Here is a 20,070-nt window from a genome sequence, read left to right on the forward strand (position 1 = left end):
GTCGTCTTGGCGCTGACTGTTGTTTACCGTCGGCGCCATGATCACCGATTCACCTCGTGTGGGCTTGTCCGTGTCCGCCGTCCTGGGCGCGGCGCTGATCTGGAGCAGTTCGTTCGCGGTCACCAAGGTGGCGCTGGCGGAGATCCCGCCGATGACGCTGGGCTCCCTGCGGTTCGTGCTGGCGGCGGCGGTCCTGGGCGTGGCGGTGCACACGGGCCCCGACCGCCGTCGGCTGCCCTCCCCCCGGCAGCGGCTGACCATCGGCGCCGCGGGTCTGCTGGGGATCACGGCGTACTTCGCGCTGGAGAACGTCGGCGTCGACCTGGCGACGGCGTCCGACGCGACGCTGATCGTCGCTTCGTACCCGATTTTGACGCTGGTCCTGTCCGGCCGCGCGGCCTTCTCCCCCGCCCGGCTGACGGGCATGCTGGTGGCGGTCGCGGGCGTGTGGCTGGTGGTCCGGGGGCAGCCGGGCGGCTCCCACTCCCTGTGGGGCGACCTGTTCCTCATCGCGGGCGGAGTGGTCTGGGCGGCCTACAACATCCTGGCGCGGCGGGACGGCTCCGGCGCTTCGCCGATCGTGGTGACGTACTACCAGACCCTCGCGGGCGCGGGCGGGTTCGTACTGCTGTCACTGTCCGAAGTGGACCGGTGGAGCGTGCCCAGCGGGGGAACCGTGCTGCGGATCGGGTTCCTGGCCGGATTGTGCTCGGTGGCGGCGTTCCTGCTGTACAACCACGGGCTCCGGGGCCTCGAACCGAGTGTCGCGGTGAACCTGCTGAACGTCGTGCCGGTGGCGGGCCTGGTCTGGGCGGTCGTGCTGGCCGGGGAGACGCTCACGATCACCCAGGTGCTCGGCGGCGCGGTCGTCATCGCCGGCGTCACCCTGGGCCTGCGCCGGAAACCGGCGATGTGAAGCGCTATCGCTTGAGCTCCATCACATCCGAAAGAGCTTCGGCGTTCTCTCCGGGGAACAACTGCTTGATCCCGGCGATCGCGATGAGCCGGTTGCGCGTCTCGGCGTCGTCGAGCAAGTCGAGAACTTCGAGTGCTCGCTGGAGGTTGTCGCTCTCTTTGAGATTGTCACCCGCCTTCTCGAACCAGGTACTGGCGCGCTGGTCCGCGACATCGGAGCGCTGATACAGGAGCGCCGCGATCGACGTGTTCACCACGCCGGCCACACCGGAGACGATCGACGCGTCCAAACTGGCGAAGTACGCCATGACCGCACCGGTCAGAATGGTCGCGAAGCCCATCGCGCCCAGCACGAGGCTGAACCAGAAGGCGATCTTCGACCGACTCAGCGCCTCATCGGCATAACGGGTGTACCGGTTGACGTCACGGGACGCTGAATCAACGGCATTCGCGACGATTTCCGCCGCCACGCTCTTCAGGCGAACCCGCTCGGCCCCCGGCGTGCCGGGCGATTCTCCGAGATCATCGGAAACCGGCCGGTCTCGCTCATCGGCGGCGGAAAGGCGCTTCGACGTCCAGAGCTGCGCATTTTCCTTCGCTTCCGAGACCTTGCTCGCGGCTTGCTCGCGGAGTTCGATGCCGACCTGACTCTGCAGGTCGCTGTCGCGGCTCCGAGTCCGTGCGACGAAGTAAGATGTCACGAATACGAGAAGTGTCGCCGCCACGGGAACTACCGGGGACAAGAGTACGGATAAGTTCATGTCCCTCCCCCTCGACCGGGCTCACGCTTTGATGACGGTAGGTCGCTCCGGCGTGATCCGCTGTTACACGGCAAGCGGTGGCCTCCGGCGCACCGGAGGCCACCACGAACCGGCTCAGTAAGCGACCGCGCGGCTCTCGGCCGCGGCCACCAGCCCGTTCACCCACAACGACTGCACCTTCGCCGCCTCGGCCGCCGACGGCTTGGCGTTCTTGCACGCCGTGCCCGGGCCGTGGCCCGACATCAGCTCCGTGCACGGGCCGCTGTAGTGGTCCGGCAGGCCCAGGTTGTGCCCCAGCTCGTGCGCCGCGATGCGGGTCGGGTCGAAGCCCTCCGCCACCTGGCTCGTGTCCAGGTAGATCTGGCCGCGGCCGTGGCCGTTGGTGTTCGTGTACGAGCCGCCGCTGTGGATCTCGTGAAATACGATCGTGGCGCTCGTGTTCCGCTTGACCAGCTTCACGTCGGTGACGGCGGCATTCCAGTTGGCCGCGCCCTGGTCGATCTGGGCGAGGTAGTCCGGGGCGCCCGACGAGCTGTAGTACAGCGTCGTGACCGCGGCCGCCGAGGCGGCCGGGGCGGTGGCCAGGCCCAGGCCGAGCGGGGCCGCGAGGGCCGTGGCCAACGCCACGACCCGGCCGATCACGCGTCCGTTCATCGTGTCTCCTTCGTCCGGTTCAGGAAGCACTTCACCGTGGTTCGCGCGATCAGGTTAGAAGGCAACCATCGCCGGGGCCACGGCCGAAAGTCGTTCCCCCACGGGAGGGAGAGCCCTCCCGCCGCCGCGTGAGCCGCCGGTGGCGGCCGCCGTGGTCTGCTCGGTCCCGGCGAAAGGGAACCGATGGACATCCTGCTGGGCCTGCTGACCCTCCCCCTGTACGTGCTCCTGCTGTGGCCGCTCGTCGCCGCGGCCCGGCGCGTGCTCGGCGTCCGGATCGGTGCCGTGCGCGCCCTGTGCGCCGCCGCGTTCGGGTGGCTCGTCGCCGGCGGCATCGCGCAGGCGTTCCCCGGTTCGCTGCTGCGCCACGGCGGCGCGGCGATCGGCCTGCTGATCCCGTTGGCGGGCAGCGCTTTCCTCGCGACCCTGATCTTCCTGTTCGTCGTGGAGATGGCGCTGCCGCACGGCGTCGGGCTCGGCCGGCTGCGCGGCCGGTTTTCTCGCGCCCGCCGGTACGCCCAGATCAGCCGGATCGCGGTCAAGCACGGCCTCGGCCGCTACCTCACCGGCCGGCGCGAACCCGGCCTCGCGCGGGGGCGGCACGCCAAGCTCGCGCGCTCCCTGCGCCGCGCGCTGGAGGAGGGCGGGGTGACGTTCGTGAAGCTCGGCCAGCTGCTCTCCACCCGCGCGGACCTGCTGCCCCCGGTGTTCGCCGACGAGCTCGCCAAGCTCCAGGACCAGGTCGCACCCGCCCGCGCCGACGCCGTGTGGGCCCTGCTGGCCGACGAACTCGGCGGCTCCCCCGACGACGTCTTCGCCGAGTTCGACCCCGAACCGCTGGCCGCCGCGTCGGTCGCGCAGGTCTACCGCGCGAAGCTGCGCAGCGGCGAGGACGTCGTGGTCAAGGTGCAGCGGCCGGGGGTGCGGGAGCAGGCCGAACGCGACATCGCCATCGTCCGGCGCGTCGCCGCGGCCTTGGAGGACCGCGCGGACTGGGCGCGGTCGCTCGGCGTCGCCGAACTGGCCGACGGGTTCGCCGCCGCGCTGGCCGAGGAGCTCGACTTCACCATCGAAGCCCGCAACATCAGCGCCATCGCGGCCACCGGCTCCCCGGACGTCGGGCTGCCGAAGGTCCACAAGGGACTCTCCACCGATCGCGTGCTGGTCATGTCCCGGCTGACCGGCCGGCCGCTCACCGCGGCGAAGGACACGCTGCCCGCGGCCGAGCGCAAGCGGCTGGCGCGCTCGCTCCTTCGCTGCCTGCTCGACCAGGTGATGATCGGCGGCGTCTTCCACGCCGACCCCCACCCGGGCAACCTCATGCTGCTGGGTGACGGCCGCCTCGGCCTGCTCGACTTCGGCTCGGTCGGCCTGCTCGACAGCGGGCTGCGCGGCGGCCTGCAGAACCTCCTGCTCGCCCTGGACCGCGGCGACCCGGCGGGCCTGCGCGACGGGCTCCTCGAAATCGTCGACCGCACCGGCGAAATCGACGAACAGCGCCTCGAACGCGCCCTCGGCGCCCTGGTCGCCCGGCACTTCGGCCCCGGCCGCACGCCGGACCTCGACCTGTTCACCGGCCTGTTCCGCGTGGTCGCGGACTTCCGGCTCAGCGTGCCGCCGCCGGTGGCCGCGGTGTTCCGCGCGCTGGCCACGGTCGAGGGCACGCTGGCCGCGCTGGATCCCGGCTTCGACGTCGTCGCCGAGTCCCGCGCGTTCGCCGTCGAGCAGGTCGGCGCCGGGCTGCGGCCGGGCTCGCTCGGCCGCACTGCGGTCGGCGAGCTGACGGCGCTGCTGCCGGTGCTGCGACGCATCCCCCGCCGCATCGACCGGATCGGCGCGGCCGTGGAGGAGGGCCGGCTGTCGGTGAACGTCCGGCTGTTCTCCGACGAACGCGACCGCGACGTCGTCACCGGCCTGGTCCACGAAGCCCTGCTGGCCTTCGTCGGCGCGGCCACCGGTCTGATGGCGGTGTTCCTGCTGACCGGTTCGGGCGGGCCGCGCATCGCCGCGGACCTGACGCTGCACCAGGTGTTCGGCTACAACCTGCTGGTGATCAGTGCCCTGGTGGGCCTGCGGCTGCTCTTCGTCGTCTTCCGGCGGTCCGGACGAGCGTCACGATCAGCCCGATGAAACCGGCGAAGAACAGGACGGCGCCGCCGAGCAGCCACCAGCGCAGCGCGGGGTACATCCGGTCTTCGAACGGCGCGCCCGGCAGGCCCGCGTCGGTGAAGGCGGTGGTGCGCGGCAGTGGCGCCGGGCGGAAGGCACTGCCGGTGCCGACCACGAAGCCGGTGACCGCGGAAAGCGGCACGACGCCGAGGAAGCGCGAATCGCGGGCCCTGCCCCGCTCGTCCCCGAGCAGGAACACCTGGCCGTCGTGCATGCGCACGAGGTACGGCAGGGCGGCCGCCGCGTCGTGCGCGTACTCGTCCTGGCTGAGGTAGGTCTCGGTGATCGGCCGGCCGTCCACCGACAGCCGCCCCTCGGTGCAGCAGGCGACGACGTCCCCGGCGACCGCGACGACCCGGAAGACACTCGGCCCGGAACTGTCCGGGTGGGCGAACGCCCCACGATCGAACATGACCACGTCCCCGCGGTGGACCTCTTCGCCACCGCGGGCGCGCACCACGACCTCGCCGCCGGGCTTGAGCGCCGGGCTCATCGCCGGACCCGGAACCCGGTAGGCCCGGTAGCTCAAGAACCCTGTGCCCACCCCGGCCACCGTCACACCGAGGCCCAGCAGGGCGACGACGACGCCCACCACGAGGGCGGGCGAGATCCGGCGCGGCTTCGGCAGTTCGGGCGGCGCGGGCGGGAACGCGAGGTCGGTCACGACGATCTATCGCCCGCCCACCTGCGGCGTTACCCGGTCCGCGGCGCGTACATGATCACCGCGACCCCGGCCAGGCACAGCAAGGCGCCGATGACGTCGTAGCGGTCCGGGCGGTAGCCGTCCGCGACCACGCCCCAGGCCAGCGACCCCGCCACGAACACCCCGCCGTACGCGGCGAGGATGCGGCCGAAGTGGGCGTCCGGCTGGAGGGTCGCCACGAAGCCGTACACCCCCAGCGCCACCACTCCGCCGCCGATCCACAGCAGACCCCGGTGTTCGCGGATGCCTTGCCAGATCAGCCAGGCGCCGCCGATCTCGCACACGGCCGCGGCCAGGAACAGGACGATCGACCGCAGGACCACCCCGGGATACTAACCCGGTGCCGTTCACGCTGAGTCATCCTGCCGCCGTGCTCCCCCTGGTGCGACGCCCGCTGGTGCCCTCGGCCCTCGTCGCCGGGTCGGTCGCGCCGGACCTCTTCTGGTTCGTGCCGCGGCTCCACAGCGTGGGCCTGACGGAGACCCACGAATTCACCGCGGTCCTCTGGCTGGACCCGCTCATCGCGCTCGTCCTGCTGGCCCTGTTCCACGCGTTGCTGAAGCGGCCGCTGCTGGCGCTGGCGCCCGCACCGCTCGCCGGGCGGATCCACGGGGGTTTCAGCTGGCGGCGACCGGGCTGGATCGCCCTCTCGCTGGTCCTCGGCGCCGCCACGCACGTCGGCTGGGACGCCTTCACCCACGAAAGCGGCGGCCCGGCGTTCCTGCGGACCCCGCTCGTCACCGGCGTCGACGTCGGCCGGCTGATCCAGCTGGTCAGCACCATCGCCGGTGCCGCCGTCCTCGCCTGGTGGCTGTGGCGCTGGTACCGCACCGCGCCGGTCGCGCCGGCGCCGCCGGGCACCCGCCACCGCAAGAGCGTCGCCGCGTTCCTGGCGGCCGGCACGCTCATCGGCGGGCTCGTCCAAGCGCTGCCGTTCCTGGCCCACCACGACCCGATGACCCGCGCCGGGGTGGTCGGCAACGCGACCTACCTGCTGGTCACCGGTGCCTGCAGCGGGTTCTTCGCCACGCTCGGGCTGTACGCGCTGGCCTGGCACGCGCGGTATAGGGCGTTATACGCAAAGCGGGCCACCTCGGAAGGTGACCCGCTCGACGCGAACGAACTCAGACGGTGAAGCCGAGCGCGCGCAGCTGCTCGCGGCCGTCGTCGGTGATCTTCTCCGGGCCCCACGGCGGCATCCAGACCCAGTTGATCCGGAAGTCCTTGACCAGGCCGCCGGAGGTCAGCGCCGCCGACGTCTGGTCCTCGATGACGTCGGTCAGCGGGCAGGCCGCGGACGTCAGCGTCATGTCGATGGTCGCGGTGTTGTCCGGCTCGACGCGGATGTCGTAGACCAGGCCGAGGTCGACGACGTTGATGCCGAGTTCCGGGTCGACGACGTCGCGCATGGCTTCTTCGACGTCTTCGAGCTTGGCGAGGTCGAGATCCTGCGTCGCGGTGGTTTCCGCGTCCAGGTCAGCGGCGGTCCGGCCCTCGCGAGCGTCGGTGGCGGTGTCTTCGGTCATGCCTGTCCATCTCCACTGGTCGTCCGGGCGACGGCGTCCTTGAAAGCCATCCAGCCGAGGAGGGCGCACTTCACGCGGGCCGGGTACTTGGCGACGCCCGCGAAGGCGATCCCGTCCTCCAGCACGTCCTCGTCCGGCTCGATCTTTCCCTTGCCCTGCATCAGTTCCACGAAGGCGTCCATGGTGGTGAACGCCTCCTCAAGCGTGTGGCCGACGACGAGATCCGTCAAGACCGACGTCGAGGCCTGGCTGATCGAGCAGCCCTGGCCATCGTAGGAGACGTCGGCGACCTTCCCGTCGTCGATCTTCACCCGCAGGGTCACCTCGTCGCCGCAGGTCGGGTTGACCTGGAACGATTCGGCGTCGAACGGGTCGCGCAGGCCGCGCCCGTGCGGGTGTTTGTAGTGGTCCAGGATGATCTCCTGGTACATGCTCTCCAAGTTCACTGGGCAACCCCGAAGAACTTCTGCGCCTCGCGGACCCCGGCCACCAGGGCATCCACTTCGGACAGGTCGTTGTAGAGGTAGAACGACGCGCGCACGGTCGCCTGCGCGTTGCAGGCCCGGTGCAGCGGCCACGCGCAGTGGTGGCCGACGCGGACCGCGATGCCGAGGCTGTCGAGCACCTGGCCGGCGTCGTGCGGGTGCACGCCGTCGATCACGAACGACACGGTCGCGCCGCGGTCCGCCAGGTCCGTCGGCCCGATGATCCGGACGCCCGGGATGGCGCCGATGCCCTCGATGGCCGCCGCGGCGAGCTCGTGCTCGTGGGCCGCGATGCGGTCCATGCCGATGGCGGAGAGGTAGTCGACGGCCGCGCCGAGGCCGATGGCCTGCGACGTCATCGGAACGCCGGCCTCGAACCGCTGCGGCGGCGGCGCGAAGGTCGAGCCCTCCATGCGGACCATCTCGATCATCGACCCGCCGGTGAGGAACGGCGGCATCGCTTCGAGCAGCTCGGTGCGGCCGTAGAGGACGCCGATGCCGGACGGGCCGAGCATCTTGTGCCCGGAGAAGACGGCGAAGTCGACGCCGAGGGCGTGGAAGTCGACCGGGAAGTGGGGCACCGACTGACAGGCGTCGAGCACGGTGAGCGCGCCGACGGCCTTGGCCTTCTCGACCAGCAGCGAGACCGGGTTGACCGTGCCGAGCACGTTCGACTGGTGCGCGAACGCGACCACCTTGGTGCGCTCGGTGATCATTTCGTCCACATCGGACAGGTCGAGCCGGCCGTCCGCGGTCACCTTGAACCACTTCAGCGTCGCCCCGGTGCGCTGGCACAGCTGCTGCCACGGCACGAGGTTCGCGTGGTGCTCCATCTCGGTGATGACGATCTCGTCGCCCGGGCCGACCACGAAACGCGAAGCTTCGGGACCGGCCGTGGCGGCGTTGCTCATCGAGTACGCGACGAGGTTGATGCCCTCGGTCGCGTTCTTGGTGAACACCAGCTCTTCGGGGTCCGCACCGACGAACTCCGCGATCTTCGCGCGCGCGGACTCGTAGGCGTCAGTGGCCTCTTCGGAGAGCTGGTGGGCACCGCGGTGGACGGCGGCGTTCGACGTGAACACGTACTCGCGTTCGGCCTCGAACACCGCGGTCGGGCGTTGGGACGTCGCCCCGGAGTCCAGGTACACCAAGGGTTTCCCGTCACGGACCGTGCGCGACAGGATGGGGAAGTCGGCCCTCAGGGCCGCCACGTCGAGTGGCACAGAGCTGGCCGAGGTGGTGGTCATCGGGCCGACTCCTCTCATTCTCGGTGTGTACTGGCGAAAGTCAGAGCGCGGCCGGCTCGGGCTTGCCGACGTACTTGACGTAGCCGTTCTCCTCCAGCTCGTCCGCCAGCTCCTTGCCGCCCGACTCGACGATCTTGCCGCCGGCGAAGACGTGCACGAAGTCCGGCGTGATGTGCCGCAGGATCCGGGTGTAGTGCGTGATCAGCATGACGCCGACCTCGCTCGAAGCCTTGTAGGCGTTGACACCCTCGGACACGACGCGCAGGGCGTCGACGTCGAGACCGGAGTCGGTCTCGTCGAGGATGGCGAACTTCGGCTTGAGCAGCGCCAGCTGCAGGATCTCGTGGCGCTTCTTCTCGCCGCCGGAGAAGCCCTCGTTGACCGAACGCTCGGCGAACTCCTGCGAGATCTCGAGCTTGCCCATCTCCTCCTTGACCTCCTTGACCCAGTGGCGCAGCTTGGGGGCCTCGCCACGCACCGCGGTGGCCGCGGTGCGGAGGAAGTTGGACATGGACACGCCGGGCACCTCGACCGGGTACTGCATGGCCAGGAAGAGGCCGGCGCGGGCGCGCTCGTCGACGCTCATCTCGAGCACGTTCTCGCCGTCGAGCAGCACCTCGCCGGAGGTCACCTGGTACTTGGGGTGACCGGCGATCGCGTAGGACAGGGTGGACTTGCCGGAGCCGTTGGGGCCCATGATCGCGTGGGTTTCGCCCGACTTGATCGTCAGGTTCACGCCCTTGAGGATCTCCTTGGCGCCTTCGTCGGTGTCGACCGAGGCGTGCAGGTCCTTGATTTCCAGGGTAGCCATTCTTCGTTTCCTAAAGTCTGCGGTGGACGGCGTCAGGCGCCAACGGCTTCGAGCTCGGCCTCGATCGCGGCTTCGAGGCGCTCGCGCACCTCGGGGACGTCGATCTTCACCAGGATCTCGTGGAAGAACCCGCGCACGACCAGCCGGCGGGCGGCTTCTTCGGCGATCCCGCGCGACTGCAGGTAGAACAACTGCTCGTCGTCGAACCTTCCCGTCGCGCTCGCGTGGCCGGCGCCTTCGATCTCGCCGGTCTCGATCTCGAGGTTCGGCACCGAGTCCGCGCGGGCCCCGGGCGTGAGCACCAGGTTGCGGTTGAACTCGTAGGTGTCGGTGGCCTCGGCCGCGGCGCGGATCAGCACGTCGCCGATCCAGACCGTGTGCGCGCCCTCGCCCTGCAGCGCGCCCTTGTAGCCCACGCGGGACTTGCAGTTCGGCACCGCGTGGTCGACGAAGAGACGGTGCTCCTGGTGCTGGCCGCCGTCGGCGAAGTAGACGCCGAGCATGTCGACGTCGCCGCCCTTGTCGGTGAAGGTCGCCGTCGGCGAGACGCGGACCAGGTCACCGCCCAGGGTGATCACGGTGTGCCGCAGCGCGGCGTCACGGCCCAGCTTCAGGTGCTGCTCGGAGACGTGCACCGCGTCGTCGGCCCAGTCCTGGACGCTGACCACGGTGACCTTGGCGCCGTCGCCGATGACGAACTCGACGTTGTCGGCGTAGGTGCCGGAGCCGACGTGGTCGAGCACGATGACGGCCTCGGCGAACGGCTCGGCGCGGACCTGCAGGTGCCCGTAGGCGACCTGGCCCTCGCCCGGGCCGTGGATGCGCAGCACCGACGGCTTGGACGCCTTCGTCTCCTTGGGCACCGTCACGATGGTGGCCTTGGTGAACGAGGAGTACGCCTGGGCGGCGATCCGGTCGCTCGGGACGCCGGCCTGGCCCAGCCGCGGGTCGTCGCGGCCGACGGTCACGACGCCCAGCTCGGGCGCGGCGTCGGCTTCGAGGGTGATCTCGCCGGTGGCGACCGCGCTGCCGTCGTGCAGGCCGCGCAGCCGCTTCATCGGCGTGAAGCGCCAGTTCTCCTCACGGCCGCTCGGGACCTCGAAGGCCTCGACGTCGTAGGAGGTGAAGCGCTCCGCGCGGGAGGCCGCCGGAATGACGGCCCCCTCGCGGAGCGACTCCGAAACGTTGTTCTCGGTAACCGACATGACTAGCCGACGGACCCTTCCATCTGGAGCTCGATCAGGCGGTTCAGCTCGAGCGCGTACTCCATCGGCAGCTCACGCGCGATCGGCTCGACGAACCCGCGCACGATCATCGCCATGGCCTCGGCCTCGTCGAGACCGCGCGACATCAGGTAGAACAGCTGCTCTTCGCTGACCTTCGACACGGTGGCCTCGTGGCCCATGGACACCTCGTCGTTGCGGATGTCCACGTACGGGTACGTGTCCGAGCGCGAGATCGTGTCCACCAGCAGCGCGTCGCAGACGACGCTGGAGCGCGAGTGGTGCGCGCGCTTCGCGACGCGGACCAGGCCGCGGTACGAGGTGCGGCCACCGCCGCGCGCCACCGACTTCGACACGATCGTCGAGGAGGTGTACGGCGCGAGGTGCTCCATCTTGGCGCCCGCGTCCTGGTGCTGGCCCTCGCCCGCGAACGCGACCGAGAGGACCTCACCCTTGGCGTGCTCGCCCATGAGGAAGACCGACGGGTACTTCATCGTCACCTTGGAACCGATGTTGCCGTCGATCCATTCCATGGTCGCGCCCGCTTCGCACTTGGCGCGCTTGGTGACCAGGTTGTAGACGTTGTTCGACCAGTTCTGGATGGTCGTGTAGCGGCAGCGGGCGCCCTTCTTGACGATGATCTCCACGACCGCCGAGTGCAGCGAGTCGGACTGGTAGATCGGCGCCGTGCAACCCTCGACGTAGTGCACGTAGGCGTCTTCGTCGACGATGATCAGGGTGCGCTCGAACTGGCCCATGTTCTCGGTGTTGATCCGGAAGTAGGCCTGCAGCGGGATGTCCACCTTGACGCCCTTGGGCACGTAGATGAACGAGCCGCCGGACCAGACCGCCGTGTTCAGCGCGGAGAACTTGTTGTCGCCGGCCGGGATGACCGAGCCGAAGTACTCCTCGAACAGCTCCGGGTGCGTCTTGAGCGCGGTGTCGGTGTCCAGGAAGAGCACGCCCTGGGCCTCGAGGTCCTCGCGGATCGAGTGGTAGACGACCTCGGACTCGTACTGCGCGGCGACCCCGGCGACGAGGCGCTGCTTCTCCGCCTCGGGGATGCCCAGCCGGTCGTACGTGTTCTTGATGTCCTCGGGAAGGTCTTCCCAGCTCGCAGCCTGCTTCTCGCTGGAGCGGACGAAGTACTTGATGTTGTCGAAGTCGATCCCGGAGAGGTCGGCCCCCCAGTTGGGCATGGGCTTCTTCTCGAAGAGCTTGAGCGCCTTCAGTCGCGCTTCGCGCATCCACTCCGGCTCGGACTTCTTCGAGGAGATGTCGGTGACGACGTCCTCGTTCAGCCCGCGACGGGCGCTGGCGCCCGCCTCGTCGGAGTCGGCCCAGCCGAACGCGTACTTGCCAAGGGACTCGATGGTCTCTTCCTGGCTCAGTGGCGCGGTGGTGGGAGTGCGCTGCTCGGCAGCGGCAGTCATGCGGGTTTCCCTCCATTCGGGATCCGTGCTTCCTCCGGGGACCGCAGCTGGGCCGCCCTCGGAGGCTCTGTGCTTACCGGCTCGGGATGGGCCGGCTGACCCGCCGTGACGGGTACGTGGGTGGTGCACGCGGAGTCACCGCGTGCGATGGTCGCCAGCCGCTGGACGTGGGTGCCCAGCAGCTTGGCGAACGCCTCCGTCTCGGCCTCGCACAGCTGCGGGAACTCCGCGGCCACGTGGGCGACCGGACAGTGGTGCTGGCAGAGCTGGGCGCCGGTGTTCTGGCCGGGCGCCGGCTTTTCGCGGCCACCAGCGCCGATCTGGCGGGTCGACGCAGCGTAGCCTTCCCTGCTCAGCGCGGTCGCGAGGGCCTCCGCGCGGGCCGCCGGATCACCCGGTCCGGTGATCGCGGAGCGGTGCGGGCCGACCAGCTTCTCGATGCGCTGCTCGGCGAACGCGCGGACGGCGTCTTCGCCGGCGTGCTCGGCCAGGAAGCGGATGGCGGAGACGGCCAGGTCGTCGTAGGCGTGCCCGAAGCGGGCGCGGCCGGGCTCGGTCAGCAGGAAGAGCTTCGCCGGGCGGCCCCGGCCCCGGGGTCCTCGCCGCGGCGCGTCCCGCGTCTCGGCTTCGCCATCCGCGAGAAGTGCGTCCAGGTGCCGGCGGACGGCGGTGGGGCTGATCCCGAGCTGCTCGGCGACCACGACGGCGGTCATGGGACCCTGTTCCAGCAGCAGCCGGGCAACCTCCTGGCGGGTCTTGCCCTCGGCGCTGACCTGCGACGGAACGTGCGGGTGCACGGCACGCGGCAGATCGCCGCCCGCCTGGTCGCCCGTCGCCGTCTTTTTCACAACACAAGTGTGTCTTATTTCCCGCCGGTCGGCAAAGGCGGGGTGTCCGGCAGTGACCCGACTCACTCGGGGGCGGACCGATACCCTGCACGCGTGGCAGTGGGCGAACAGGAGCAGCAAGTGGCACGGCTCGAAGCCGGGAGTGCCCACCCGGTGACGCTCTCCCCGGTCCACCCCCGGGAACCGCTCCCCCTGGAGGCCGGTGAGCAGCGGGGCCTGAACGTCGTCCGCCGCTTCGGCACGGTCGGGTCGCTCTTCCTGGCGCTCGGGTCCCTCGGCGCCGGCGCCGCCCCGGTGATCAACCCGGTGCAGGAGATCCCGGTGCTGCGGCTGTTCACCCGGATCCCGACGGTGTCGCTGGCCATCGCCATCTCCGGGATGGGCATCCTGGTGCTGAGCTGGCTGATGCTCGGCCGGTTCGCCCAGCCCAGCCGCACGCGCCTGGCGTCACAGGGCCAGCTCGCGCGCACCATCGCGTTGTGGGTGCTGCCGCTGCTGGTCATCCCGCCGCTGTTCTCCCGCGACGTCTACAGCTACCTGGCGCAGAGCGAGATCGTGCACCGCGGGATGGACCCCTACACCCTCGGCCCGGCGCAGGCCCTCGGCGTCGCGGACAAGTTCACCGCGGGCGTGTCGAACATGTGGCGGGAGACGCCGGCGCCGTACGGGCCGCTCGTGCTGCGCCTCGGCGGCTGGCTCGCCCCGCTGGCCGGCAACAGCATCGCGGTCGGCGTGCTGCTGCAGCGCGTGCTCGCACTGGCCGGCGTGGTCCTCATCGTCTGGGCGCTGCCGCGGCTGGCGCGGCGGTTCGGCGTCCAGCCCGCGACCGCGCTGTGGCTCGGCGCCCTGAACCCGCTGCTGATCTTCCACTTCGTGGCCGGCGCCCACAACGACGCGCTCGCCGTCGGCCTGATGCTCGCCGGGCTGGAGGTGGGCATCCGGCGGCTGCCGATCCGGGTGAAGGGCGACACCCCGCCCCCGCTCGCGCGCGGGGAGCTGCTGTACATCGGGCTCGGCGTCGCGATCATCACCCTCGGCGTCGCGGTGAAGCTGCCCGCGGTGTTCGCGCTGCCGTTCTTCGCCGTAATGGTGGCCCGGCGGTGGCACGGCCGGCTCAAGGACCTGTTCGTGGCCGGCGTGCCGATGGCGCTGTGGTTCGGCGTGGTCCTGGTGGCCGTCTGCTTCGGCACCGGGCTCGGCTTCGGCTGGTTCGGGGCGACGTTCAGCACCCCCGGCCTGGTCCGCTCCTGGATCTCCCCCACCGCCGAGCTGGCCAACCTCTCCGGCGTCCTCGGCATCGCGCTCGGGCTCGGCAACCACACCGACGCGCTGGTGCCGATCCTCGGCGTGCTCGGCTACCTCGTCGCCGTCGGGATCACCTTCAAGTTCCTGTGGGACAGCTTCAAGTGGCGCTACCGGCCGATCATCGGGCTCGGCGTCTCGATGGGCGCGGTGATGATCCTGCAGATCAATCTCCAGCCCTGGTACGTGCTCTGGGCGGTGATCCCGCTCGCCGCCGCGGCCGGGACGTCGCGGTTCCGGGTGGCGGCGGCGGTGCTCTCGGCCGCGCTGCCGTTCCTCCTCCCGCCCACCGGCAGCACCTTCGACGGCCGCCCGTACGTGCTGCCGTTCGCCTACGTCGCGGCGATCGTCGTCTGCGGCGGCGGGATGCTGATCGTGCGGCGGCTCGCTCCCGTGTTGCTCGCCAAGCCGTCCCCGCGGGTGCCCGAGCCGGTCGACGCCGTATCGTGACCCGATGTGAGCGTCCCTGCCGTCGAGATCACCGGGCTGGTCAAAAGCTACGGCTCCACCCGCGCGGTCGACGGCCTCGACCTGCGGATGGAGCGCGGCAGCCTGCTCGCCCTGCTCGGCCCGAACGGGGCCGGCAAGACCACCACCGTCGAGATCTGCGAAGGCTTCCTCAAGCCTGACGCGGGCACGGTGCGCGTGCTCGGCCTCGACCCGGTCCGCGAGTCTTCGGCGCTGCGTCCCCGCGTCGGCATCATGCCCCAGGGCGGCGGCGCGTACCCCGGCGTCCGCGCCGACGAGATGCTGCGCCTGGTGGCGTCCTGCGCCGCGACCCCGCTGGACCCGGCGTGGCTGCTGGACATCCTCGGGCTTGCCGCGGTGCGGCGGACGCCGTTCAAGCGCCTCTCCGGCGGCCAGCAGCAGCGGCTTTCGCTGGCGTGCGCCCTGGTCGGGCGCCCGGAGCTGGTGTTCCTCGACGAACCGACGGCGGGCATGGACCCGCAGGCCCGGCACCTGGTGTGGGACCTGCTGGGTGCGCTGCGCGCCGACGGCGTCTCGGTGCTGCTGACCACGCACCTGATGGAGGAGGCCGAGGCGCTGGCCGACACGGTGGTGATCGTGGACCACGGCAAGGTCGTCGTGTCCGGCGCACCGCAGTCGCTGACGACGGACGAGACGGGCAACGCGGGGCTGCGCTTCAAGGCCCGCACGCGGCTCGACACGGCCCTGCTGACCGCGGCGCTGCCGGAGGGCTACGCGGTGCGCGAGTCGGCGCCGGGGACGTACACCGTGGTGGGCTCGGTCGACCCGCAGGTGGTGTCGACGGTGACGGCGTGGTGCGCGCAGCAGGGCGTGCTGCCGGAAGAACTGCAGGTCGGCAAGCGGACCCTGGAAGAGGTCTTCCTGGAGCTGACCGGACGGGAGCTGCGGGCATGAGCGTTTTCGAGCCCGGCGTCTTCACCCCGGCACCCGGCCGGGGATCCCTGGGCCGGATGCTGCGGACGCACGCGCGCGTCGAGGTGAGCCTGACGTTGCGCCACGGCGAGCAGGTGCTGCTGACGCTGCTGATCCCGCTGGCGCTGCTGATCGGGCTGTCCCTGCTGGACATCCTGCCGGCGTCCGCGCTCGGCTCGACGTCCAAAGTGGACTGGATCACCCCTCGGATCCTGGCGCTGGCGGTGATGTCGTCGGCGTTCACCGGCCAGGCGATCGCCCTCGGCTTCGACCGGCGCTACGGCGTGCTGAAGCGCCTCTCGGCCACGGCGTTGCCGCGCTGGCTGCTGGTCGCGGGCCGGCTGGCGGCGGCGCTGGTGGTCGTGGCCCTGCAGTCGGTGATCATCGGCGTGGTGGCGGCGTTCCTGGGCTGGTCGCCGTCGCTGTCCGGGCTGGTGTCGGCGGTGCTGCTGCTGGTGCTCGGGACGTTGGCGTTCGGGGCGCTCGGCGTGCTCTTGGGTGGCGCGTTGCGCGCGGAAGCCGTGCTGGCGCTGGCGAACATCGTGTGGTTCGCGCTCCTGCTCGCGGGCGGGATCCTGCTGGCGCCGGCTTCCCTGCCCTCGGGGCTGGCGCGGGTGGTGGAGCTGCTGCCGTCGGGCGCGCTGGCGGAGGGGATGCGCGCGGCGCTGGTGGACGGGTCGTTCGCGCCCGGGCCGCTCGCGGTGCTGGCGGTCTGGGCGGTGGTCGCGGGAGCGGTGGCTTCCCGGACGACGAAGCTCACCTGAACTCCCGGGTAGAAGTGACCTCACGAACCACGCCCCACCTCTGAGAAGGTCGGCCGGACCACAGCCGGACCCGAGGGGGCAGTTCACATGGTCTCGAAAACCCGCGTCTTCCTGATCATGCTGCTCCTGCTCGCGGTGGCGATCGGGGTGCTCGTCCTGCTGATCAAGGTGGACGCGGGAACGTTCTGGCTCCGGACGGTTCCCCTGGCCGTGGTGGGGTTCGGTGCGGTCTTCGCGCAGTCGATGGGCTTCTTCCAGAAGAAGCAGAAGAAAACCGAGTGACCTTGGTCCCTTGCGCCCGCCTCGCCGTTCTGGGCGCCCGGACCTGCCGAAAGCGCGTTTTCCGCGCGCTCTACCATCGATGCCGTGCCGTTCACCAGCCTCGTCGCCCGCCTGCCGTACCCCTCCGCCGCCGTGCAGCGGGCCGTCGGGATCGCCGCGGTCCTCGCGCAGGCGCTGATCGGCGTCACCGGGTCCATCGTGCGCGTCACCGGGTCCGGGCTCGGCTGCCCGACCTGGCCCCAGTGCGTCGCCGGCAGCCTCGTGCCGAAGCACGACTCCGGGATCGACGCGCTCAACCAGTGGATCGAGTTCGGCAACCGGCTGCTCACCGGCGTCGTCATCCTGGTCGCCGCCGTCGCGGTCGTCACGGCGTGGCGCGTGCAGATCGACCACCCGGGCCGCAAGCGCCTGGTCAAGCTGGCCTGGACGATGCCCGGCGGCGTCGTGCTGCAGGCCGTCGTCGGCGGGCTCACCGTGCTCGCGAAGCTGGAGTGGTGGACCGTCGCGATCCACTTCCTCGCGACGACCCCGCTCGTCTGGCTGGCCGTCCTGCTGCTGCGCGCGTTCCGCGAAGGCGACGAACCCGCCCGCCCGCTGGTCCCGGCGGCCGGCCGCACGATCCTGGTCCTGCTCGCCGCCGTGATGTGGCTCGTGCTGGCGGCGGGCACCACGGTGACCGGCGCCGGCCCGCACAGCGGTGACATCAACACCCACCGCCTCGACGCCCCGGTGGAGGCGCTCGCCCAGGTCCACGGCGGACTGCTGGTGCTCTACCTGCTGCTGCTCGCGGTGTTCGGCCTCCAGCTGCTGCGTGTCGGCGCCCCGAAGAGCCTCTGGCGGCGCTACACGGTGGTGTGGGTGGTCGCCGTCGCGCAGGGGGGTCTCGGCTCGCTGCAGTACGCGCTGGGCGTGCCGGAGGCGATGGTGTCGTTCCACGTCCTGGGCGCGATGGCGGTCATCATCGCGACGGCGTCCCTGTGGACCGGCAGCCGCGATCGCGGCCCGGTGACATCGCTGGTGGCGGCGCCCCGGGAGCTCGCAGCCGCCTGACGTCAACGCGGGCTTAACTCCGCGTCGGCGTGCGCGCCCCGGCCGTGTATTAATGTTCGCGCCATGACGTCGCGCACCGCGCCCAAGCCGCTGATCTCCCACCGCCGCGGCACCGGCGAGATGATCGTGCTCAAGACCTTCCTGCTGGTGCCGTTCGCGGCACTGCTCATCGCGGTCCCGCTGGTGTGGGGCTGGGGCATGAGCTGGATCGACCTCATCCTCGCGGCCGCGTTCTACACGTTCGCGACGCTCGGCGTGACGGTCGGCTTCCACCGGTACTTCACCCACGGCGCGTTCAAGGCATCGCGGCCCCTGCGGGTGCTCCTGGCCATCGCGGGCAGCATGGCGGTGCAGGGCTCGGTGATCTTCTGGGTGGCCAGTCACCGCCGCCACCACGCGTTCGCCGACCGCGAGGGCGACCCCCATTCGCCGTGGCTGTTCGGCACCTCCCCGTCGGCCCTGCTGCGCGGCTTCTGGCACGCGCACATGGGCTGGATGTTCGGCCGCGAGGTGACCAACGCCGACCGCTTCGCCCCGGACCTGGTGGCGGACGCGGACCTGCGCTGGGTGAACCGCTACTTCTGGCTGTGGATCACGTTGAGCCTGACCCTGCCGGCGATCCTCGGCGGCCTGATCTCCTGGTCCTGGTGGGGCGTCGTGACGGCGTTCTTCTGGGCGGGACTGGTGCGCATCGCGTTCCTGCACCACGTGACGTGGTCGGTGAACTCGGTCTGCCACCTGATCGGCGAGAGGCCCTTCGCCAGCCGCGACAAGGCGGCGAACTTCTGGCCGCTGGCGCTGCTGTCGATGGGCGAGTCCTGGCACAACTCCCACCACGCGGACCCGACTTGTGCGCGGCACGGAGTGCTGCGAGGGCAGGTGGATGTCTCGGCGCGGGTGATCTGGGCGTTCGAAAAGTTCGGGTGGGCGACCGATGTTCGGTGGCCGAGGGCCGATCGGCTGGCCGCCAAGAGGGTCACGACTCCGTAGGGATCCGGCCGACCGGGGCAAGTCACTCGTGCGGCCACCTGAAGACGATCCCGTAGCCCTCACGCGGTTGGCACGGTCCTTCGAAAGTGTGCTCCACGAAGCCGTCGCCAACCTCGAGGAGACGGCGATCGCCGTCCGGTGGTCGTCGCAACCGTCCGGGTTCGGTCTCCTCCGCGTACCACCAGCAGGCATCGGGCAGGCACTGCGGATCGCAGTTCACCCGCACCGTCAGTCCGGCGATGGGGCGGCCGTGGTCGTCGAAAGCTCCTGGCGCGACGCCGTGGTGATCCACCACCACACCGATCCGCCGCTGCCAGCCTTCAGCGTCCTCGTCCCAGGTCTCGGAAACGAAGTGATGCCGGTCTCCTCGGCGAAGCACCTTCGGGAATCGAAGTCGCGCCGGGGCCGGCGGCTTGGCACGCGGCGTCGAGAGACGGCAAGCCCAGATCGCCTTCACCGGCAATTCGGACAGGTCGGCCGTCCGGCCGGCCGACGCCAGGACGTCGAACCCGTCGACACCGTCCTCGCAGGCGACGATGTCGCGTTCCGTGATGCGCCGAGAGACCAACCGGCGACGCATGACCACGCTGACGAGCATGCGTTCCACGAAGACCGGTTGCGCGCCGGGCGACGGTGCTCGGAAGGGCGATCCGGCACCGCTTCGCCGATCCGAGGAGAGACGGCGGGGTGACTGCTCCGCCGCTTTTCGGCCGATCTCGACGTAGGGCCGCCAATCTTCGCCTTCGAGGTGCCCCAGCTGCCCCGTCACGGCGGCGGCGAGCATTTCGAGGGCGCCGGCCCAGGCTTTGTTCATCGGGGTGTTCGAAAGCGGCTTCCGTTCTCCGAAAAGACCACGGACTTCGGCCAATTGGCCGAATCGATCACCGAGGTTCGCGGCCCAGCTCGTACTCCCGTCCGGAATCGGCGGGAGCCGGAATGCGGCCAGCAGGACGAACTGCTCCCGCGGTTCCACCACCGACCCCAGCTTGGCGATCTCGTCGACGATCAGCCCCCAGCTCGCCCAGGCGCGCAGCTCCGGCGTCGCCCCCGGCAACGAGGCGGTCGGATCGACCAGGCAGCCGAGCGAAGTGCCGGAGCCGCTCGACGAAGATTCGGCCGCGCGGCGAAGAGCCCCGAACAGATCTCCGTCCCGGCGCCTGGCCAGTGACCCCAGCGCGGCCTTCGCGGGCGACTCCTCGAGAACCCCCGGCAAAGATCGACAATCCGCGGCAAAGTCCGACACGAAGAAACACCTCCGCACCACCAAAGATCATTTCCGGTCCCGGCTCTCACGAGGCACCCTGGAACGACGGCGTACTAGTACACCATAGAGAGGGGTAGTACGGTGGGCAAAGAAAAGGACAATTCCCGGGCGCTCCGAAAATCGATCAAAGCCGGCTTGGCCGGGATCGGCGGGCTCTACCTGGTCACCGGCTCCAGCGCCGTGACGGTGATCGGAGCGGTCGTCGCGCTCGTCCTGGCGGCCGTGCAGGTGGCCCGGTGAAG

Annotated in this window: 22 protein-coding genes; 10 read left to right on the top strand and 12 right to left on the bottom strand. The window is 70.5% G+C overall.

The genetic code is table 11. From position 1 onward, the window contains the following. The first annotated feature begins 37 nt into the window (after nt 1–37). Nucleotides 38–916, top strand: coding sequence for a DMT family transporter (locus AB0M30_RS38945; RefSeq protein ID WP_364594981.1), 879 nt, complete (start codon nt 38–40; stop codon nt 914–916). A gap of 4 nt (nt 917–920) precedes the next feature. On the opposite strand, the gene AB0M30_RS38950 is transcribed toward AB0M30_RS38945, so the two are convergent. Together AB0M30_RS38950 and AB0M30_RS38955 are read right to left on the bottom strand one after the other, a co-directional pair. Then, complete coding sequence (locus tag AB0M30_RS38950; protein WP_364594984.1) at nt 921–1,616, bottom strand: hypothetical protein; 696 nt, start codon at nt 1,614–1,616, stop codon at nt 921–923. A 174-nt stretch (nt 1,617–1,790) separates the two neighbouring features. Next, on the bottom strand, nt 1,791–2,330 hold the full coding sequence (locus AB0M30_RS38955) for a snapalysin family zinc-dependent metalloprotease (RefSeq protein ID WP_364594987.1): 540 nt from the start codon (nt 2,328–2,330) through the stop codon (nt 1,791–1,793). Nucleotides 2,331–2,513: 183 nt separating this feature from the next. Between AB0M30_RS38955 and AB0M30_RS38960 the strand changes: the two genes are divergently transcribed. Then, the gene (locus AB0M30_RS38960; protein WP_364594990.1) at nt 2,514–4,460 is read left to right on the top strand and encodes an AarF/UbiB family protein; all 1,947 of its coding nucleotides are present in this window, start codon (nt 2,514–2,516) and stop codon (nt 4,458–4,460) included. Here the strand turns inward: AB0M30_RS38960 and lepB are convergent. Both lepB and AB0M30_RS38970 read right to left on the bottom strand, forming a co-directional pair. Then, nucleotides 4,384–5,163: a signal peptidase I gene (lepB, locus tag AB0M30_RS38965; RefSeq protein WP_364594992.1), complete on the bottom strand. Its 780-nt coding sequence runs from the start codon at nt 5,161–5,163 to the stop codon at nt 4,384–4,386. The two genes, AB0M30_RS38960 and lepB, sit on opposite strands and share 77 nt — an antisense overlap. 29 nt (nt 5,164–5,192) lie before the next feature. Next, entirely contained in the window at nt 5,193–5,525 is a 333-nt protein-coding gene (locus AB0M30_RS38970; protein ID WP_013224704.1) for a YnfA family protein, read from the bottom strand. Nucleotides 5,526–5,542: 17 nt separating this feature from the next. Between AB0M30_RS38970 and AB0M30_RS38975 the strand changes: the two genes are divergently transcribed. Then, complete coding sequence (locus AB0M30_RS38975; protein WP_364594995.1) at nt 5,543–6,337, top strand: DUF4184 family protein; 795 nt, start codon at nt 5,543–5,545, stop codon at nt 6,335–6,337. Here AB0M30_RS38975 and AB0M30_RS38980 read toward each other — a convergent pair. Genes AB0M30_RS38980 through AB0M30_RS39010 form a run of 7 tightly spaced genes read right to left on the bottom strand, consistent with a single transcriptional unit; the run spans nt 6,327 to nt 12,775 of the window. Next, nucleotides 6,327–6,728, bottom strand: coding sequence for a metal-sulfur cluster assembly factor (locus tag AB0M30_RS38980; RefSeq protein WP_103336139.1), 402 nt, complete (start codon nt 6,726–6,728; stop codon nt 6,327–6,329). The genes AB0M30_RS38975 and AB0M30_RS38980 overlap by 11 nt on opposite strands. Continuing rightward, nucleotides 6,725–7,174 carry a Fe-S cluster assembly sulfur transfer protein SufU gene (sufU, locus tag AB0M30_RS38985; RefSeq protein ID WP_360183333.1) on the bottom strand — a complete coding sequence of 150 codons (450 nt, stop codon included), beginning with the start codon at nt 7,172–7,174 and terminating at the stop codon, nt 6,725–6,727. Before sufU ends, AB0M30_RS38980 begins: the two co-directional genes overlap by 4 nt. Next, the gene (locus AB0M30_RS38990; RefSeq protein WP_364594999.1) at nt 7,171–8,460 is read right to left on the bottom strand and encodes a cysteine desulfurase; all 1,290 of its coding nucleotides are present in this window, start codon (nt 8,458–8,460) and stop codon (nt 7,171–7,173) included. Before AB0M30_RS38990 ends, sufU begins: the two co-directional genes overlap by 4 nt. A 40-nt stretch (nt 8,461–8,500) precedes the next feature. After that, entirely contained in the window at nt 8,501–9,271 is a 771-nt protein-coding gene (gene sufC / locus AB0M30_RS38995; RefSeq protein WP_103336133.1) for a Fe-S cluster assembly ATPase SufC, read from the bottom strand. Nucleotides 9,272–9,303: 32 nt separating this feature from the next. Further along, complete coding sequence (gene sufD, locus AB0M30_RS39000; protein ID WP_103336131.1) at nt 9,304–10,476, bottom strand: Fe-S cluster assembly protein SufD; 1,173 nt, start codon at nt 10,474–10,476, stop codon at nt 9,304–9,306. Between the two features lie 2 nt (nt 10,477–10,478). Next, entirely contained in the window at nt 10,479–11,927 is a 1,449-nt protein-coding gene (gene sufB / locus AB0M30_RS39005) for a Fe-S cluster assembly protein SufB (RefSeq protein WP_364595003.1), read from the bottom strand. Then, the gene (locus AB0M30_RS39010; protein ID WP_364595006.1) at nt 11,924–12,775 is read right to left on the bottom strand and encodes a metalloregulator ArsR/SmtB family transcription factor; all 852 of its coding nucleotides are present in this window, start codon (nt 12,773–12,775) and stop codon (nt 11,924–11,926) included. The genes sufB and AB0M30_RS39010 overlap by 4 nt, the downstream gene beginning before the upstream one ends. A 120-nt stretch (nt 12,776–12,895) precedes the next feature. Between AB0M30_RS39010 and mptB the strand changes: the two genes are divergently transcribed. The 6 genes from mptB (at nt 12,896) to AB0M30_RS39040 (ending at nt 18,564) form a co-directional block, all read left to right on the top strand. After that, a complete protein-coding gene (gene mptB / locus AB0M30_RS39015) occupies nt 12,896–14,527 on the top strand; it encodes a polyprenol phosphomannose-dependent alpha 1,6 mannosyltransferase MptB (protein WP_364595146.1) in 1,632 nt (543 codons plus the stop codon). A gap of 6 nt (nt 14,528–14,533) precedes the next feature. Continuing rightward, the gene (locus AB0M30_RS39020) at nt 14,534–15,460 is read left to right on the top strand and encodes an ABC transporter ATP-binding protein (RefSeq protein WP_364595009.1); all 927 of its coding nucleotides are present in this window, start codon (nt 14,534–14,536) and stop codon (nt 15,458–15,460) included. Further along, the gene (locus tag AB0M30_RS39025) at nt 15,457–16,242 is read left to right on the top strand and encodes an ABC transporter permease (RefSeq protein WP_364595012.1); all 786 of its coding nucleotides are present in this window, start codon (nt 15,457–15,459) and stop codon (nt 16,240–16,242) included. The genes AB0M30_RS39020 and AB0M30_RS39025 overlap by 4 nt, the downstream gene beginning before the upstream one ends. An 87-nt stretch (nt 16,243–16,329) precedes the next feature. Further along, entirely contained in the window at nt 16,330–16,524 is a 195-nt protein-coding gene (locus AB0M30_RS39030) for a hypothetical protein (protein WP_360183349.1), read from the top strand. Nucleotides 16,525–16,608: 84 nt separating this feature from the next. Next, nucleotides 16,609–17,574, top strand: coding sequence for a COX15/CtaA family protein (locus tag AB0M30_RS39035; RefSeq protein WP_364595015.1), 966 nt, complete (start codon nt 16,609–16,611; stop codon nt 17,572–17,574). Nucleotides 17,575–17,637: 63 nt separating this feature from the next. Then, entirely contained in the window at nt 17,638–18,564 is a 927-nt protein-coding gene (locus AB0M30_RS39040) for an acyl-CoA desaturase (protein WP_364595018.1), read from the top strand. Between the two features lie 22 nt (nt 18,565–18,586). Here AB0M30_RS39040 and AB0M30_RS39045 read toward each other — a convergent pair whose 3' ends face one another. Continuing rightward, nucleotides 18,587–19,807 carry a hypothetical protein gene (locus AB0M30_RS39045; protein WP_364595021.1) on the bottom strand — a complete coding sequence of 407 codons (1,221 nt, stop codon included), beginning with the start codon at nt 19,805–19,807 and terminating at the stop codon, nt 18,587–18,589. Nucleotides 19,808–19,909: 102 nt separating this feature from the next. On the opposite strand from AB0M30_RS39045, the gene AB0M30_RS39050 reads away from it, so the two are divergent. Continuing rightward, nucleotides 19,910–20,068, top strand: a complete 159-nt coding sequence (locus AB0M30_RS39050) for a hypothetical protein (protein ID WP_364595024.1) — start codon at nt 19,910–19,912, stop codon at nt 20,066–20,068. Nucleotides 20,069–20,070 lie beyond the last annotated feature (2 nt).

This window comes from Amycolatopsis sp. NPDC051716, from assembly GCF_040681595.1.
Taxonomy (GTDB): domain Bacteria; phylum Actinomycetota; class Actinomycetes; order Mycobacteriales; family Pseudonocardiaceae; genus Amycolatopsis.

Bases quoted from the DNA above. Each gene is read 5' to 3' on its own strand.
- AB0M30_RS38945 (WP_364594981.1), top strand. From the start codon at position 38: ATGATCACCGATTCACCTCGTGTGGGCTTGTCCGTGTCCGCCGTCCTG.
- AB0M30_RS38980 (WP_103336139.1), bottom strand. From the start codon at position 6,728: ATGACCGAAGACACCGCCACCGACGCTCGCGAGGGCCGGACCGCCGCT.
- AB0M30_RS39025 (WP_364595012.1), top strand. From the start codon at position 15,457: ATGAGCGTTTTCGAGCCCGGCGTCTTCACCCCGGCACCCGGCCGGGGA.
- sufC (WP_103336133.1), bottom strand. From the start codon at position 9,271: ATGGCTACCCTGGAAATCAAGGACCTGCACGCCTCGGTCGACACCGAC.
- sufB (WP_364595003.1), bottom strand. From the start codon at position 11,927: ATGACTGCCGCTGCCGAGCAGCGCACTCCCACCACCGCGCCACTGAGC.
- sufD (WP_103336131.1), bottom strand. From the start codon at position 10,476: ATGTCGGTTACCGAGAACAACGTTTCGGAGTCGCTCCGCGAGGGGGCC.
- AB0M30_RS38990 (WP_364594999.1), bottom strand. From the start codon at position 8,460: ATGACCACCACCTCGGCCAGCTCTGTGCCACTCGACGTGGCGGCCCTG.
- AB0M30_RS38955 (WP_364594987.1), bottom strand. From the start codon at position 2,330: ATGAACGGACGCGTGATCGGCCGGGTCGTGGCGTTGGCCACGGCCCTC.
- AB0M30_RS38960 (WP_364594990.1), top strand. From the start codon at position 2,514: ATGGACATCCTGCTGGGCCTGCTGACCCTCCCCCTGTACGTGCTCCTG.
- AB0M30_RS39040 (WP_364595018.1), top strand. From the start codon at position 17,638: ATGACGTCGCGCACCGCGCCCAAGCCGCTGATCTCCCACCGCCGCGGC.
- AB0M30_RS39030 (WP_360183349.1), top strand. From the start codon at position 16,330: ATGGTCTCGAAAACCCGCGTCTTCCTGATCATGCTGCTCCTGCTCGCG.